3 protein-coding genes and 1 pseudogene are annotated in these 2,103 nt (G+C 32.5%); all 4 read right to left on the bottom strand.

What is annotated here, in order from left to right:
• Positions 1 to 67: 67 nt before the first annotated feature.
• A pseudogene (locus ACT8VG_RS10595) lies at positions 68 to 400 on the bottom strand (ADP-ribose pyrophosphatase); the annotation flags it as partial.
• A gap of 21 nt (positions 401 to 421) precedes the next feature.
• Complete coding sequence (locus ACT8VG_RS10590) at positions 422 to 676, bottom strand: NUDIX hydrolase (RefSeq protein WP_444195851.1); 255 nt, start codon at positions 674 to 676, stop codon at positions 422 to 424.
• 265 nt (positions 677 to 941) lie between these two features.
• Entirely contained in the window at positions 942 to 1,397 is a 456-nt protein-coding gene (locus ACT8VG_RS10585) for a hypothetical protein (RefSeq protein WP_432267548.1), read from the bottom strand.
• Positions 1,398 to 1,410: 13 nt separating this feature from the next.
• The gene (locus ACT8VG_RS10580) at positions 1,411 to 1,890 is read right to left on the bottom strand and encodes a GNAT family N-acetyltransferase (protein ID WP_444195850.1); all 480 of its coding nucleotides are present in this window, start codon (positions 1,888 to 1,890) and stop codon (positions 1,411 to 1,413) included.
• Positions 1,891 to 2,103 lie beyond the last annotated feature (213 nt).

Below are 2,103 nucleotides of genomic sequence, written 5' to 3'. Positions count from 1 at the left end.
GTAGTAAATACTATTTATTCGTTACAGCCCCATTTTTTTAGTGGTGTTAATTTGAAAGATATAATTTCTAATCAAAAGTTACTGTCCAATGATCAGATTGATAAGCGTCAAAACACATCAGTATTTGTTCTTTGTTACATTTATGTTCAGCTAATTCTGGAAGTTCTTCTTTAGAAAAATATCTACTTTCAGTTGTTTCTATATTTTCAATAAATTCTCCACCTAGTACTTCACATAAGTAGAAGATCTTTACAACACCATAAGCATAAGGTGGAAGGTTATGCTTATCTCTATCTTGTACAGATATGACCTTTTTAACACAGACATCCAATCCTGCTTCTTCTTTAGTTTCTTTCACTACATTATCAGCAGGAGAAAGATTAAATTCACACCCTCCTCCAGGAACAGTCGATTGACCTTTTTATTTTACATTAAGAAACTTCCCATCCTTGAATATAGCTGCACGAGTGTCTACTTTTGGCGTTTGATAACCTACATCATTACAGAATAATCCATGAATCTTTTCGGCTGGTATATCTGTTCTTGTTAACATCATTTCTGCTGCAATCTCTCTTATACGCTGATAACGCTCTTTATCATATACATCGTGTCCATAGAAAAGTCCTGCTTGTGCAAGGCTCTGTAATTCTTTTGCCCATTCTAATACTTTATCCATAACTTATGCCTCCCTACTATTGCTTGTTAATAGTATAGCACTAAATAGGATCCATTAAGCAGATGATATATGAAAATATTATTATATTATATTTGAAAATAGTGCTGTGGAGGATATCTCTTTTGGCATGAAACATTATACACTTAATGGTTCTTTCAAGACAACAGTCTAACGAAGGTAACATTATAGATGCTGATGAAGTACTTGAAAGGATTGCAAATAAATACGAACTGTAAAAGAACCTGCTCATTTGAACAGGTTCTTTCTACATAAATGACTCCACTACATAGAGTCTCTTTTCTTTCTTATTCCATAGCATGATTATTTCGCTATGGTCTTTATGTGACTTATACCAATAGACACAATCAATATGCTGAGGACGACTTATTGCAAGTACATTGATCTCATCGAGCCATTTATTGGTAGCATCTATATAGTTACCATCATAGATGGTTTTTCCTTGATCTTTTTTCCAGGAAAACATCTTTTCGATAGGTTCTTCATTTTCATATGTAAAAACATGATAACGGACACCATCTCCATTAAAACTTGATCTAGCATCCTTACTATATACTTCAGAATAATCAGAATCTGAAGGAATAGATATATTCCAGTTCTCTTTGATTACATGATTATAGTCTTTAGAATAATTCCAATACATTACACCACTTACAATAATCATACAGGCAAATATGATAGATATAATCGTTTTCTTCTTCATAGAAACACCTCCTCTAGTCTGCGAGTTCTTTTAGAGTATCTCCAGTAATTCTATATACTGTCCAATCTGACATAGGCTTGGCACCTAGAGATAAATAGAAATCAATACTAGGCTTATTCCAGTCTAGACACCACCATTCTAAACGTCCACAGCCACGTTCTACTGCAATAGAAGCAAGCTTCTTAAGAATTGCCTTACCATAACCGTTTTCGCGACATTCTGGTTTTACATACAAATCTTCTAAATAAATACCAGAACGTCCTAGGAATGTAGAAAAGTTATGGAAGAATAAGGAAAAACCTATTTCTTTATTATCTACTACCGCAAAGATTACTTCTGCTTTCTGCTTGTCAAATATCCATGTTTCAAGTGTGGCTTCATCTGCTACCACTTCATCTAGCATCTTTTCATAATCAGCTAATTTTTTGATGAATTGAGGAATGAGTGCTGTATCATTACGTTTCGCGAATCTGAATGTAAGAGTATTGTTCATGGTCATTCCCTCCGTTTATCTTATTATACTAATAGGGAAGATTGTAAGGTACTTAAGTTTTCTTAAGATAGAGAAATGGGTTTTTAGTTAAATGTTTCAAATATTCAAAAAATAACATAACTTCTTTTATGTAATTGATCAAAAATAATGAAATGAGATAAAAATCGTAAAATAAACATAAATTTTAATCAAAATAACATAAATGATTTATGT

Origin of the sequence: Catenibacterium sp. (genome assembly GCF_052354645.1) — a bacterium.
In the GTDB taxonomy this organism is placed as follows: Bacteria; Bacillota_I; Bacilli_A; order Erysipelotrichales; family Coprobacillaceae; genus Catenibacterium; species Catenibacterium mitsuoka_A.
The sequence above is the reverse complement of the archived record's forward strand: the minus strand, read 5'-3'. Positions and strand labels throughout refer to the sequence as shown.

Coding starts and splice junctions, on each gene's coding strand:
- ACT8VG_RS10590 (WP_444195851.1), bottom strand. CDS start 676: ATGGATAAAGTATTAGAATGGGCAAAAGAATTACAGAGCCTTGCACAA.
- ACT8VG_RS10580 (WP_444195850.1), bottom strand. CDS start 1,890: ATGAACAATACTCTTACATTCAGATTCGCGAAACGTAATGATACAGCA.
- ACT8VG_RS10585 (WP_432267548.1), bottom strand. CDS start 1,397: ATGAAGAAGAAAACGATTATATCTATCATATTTGCCTGTATGATTATT.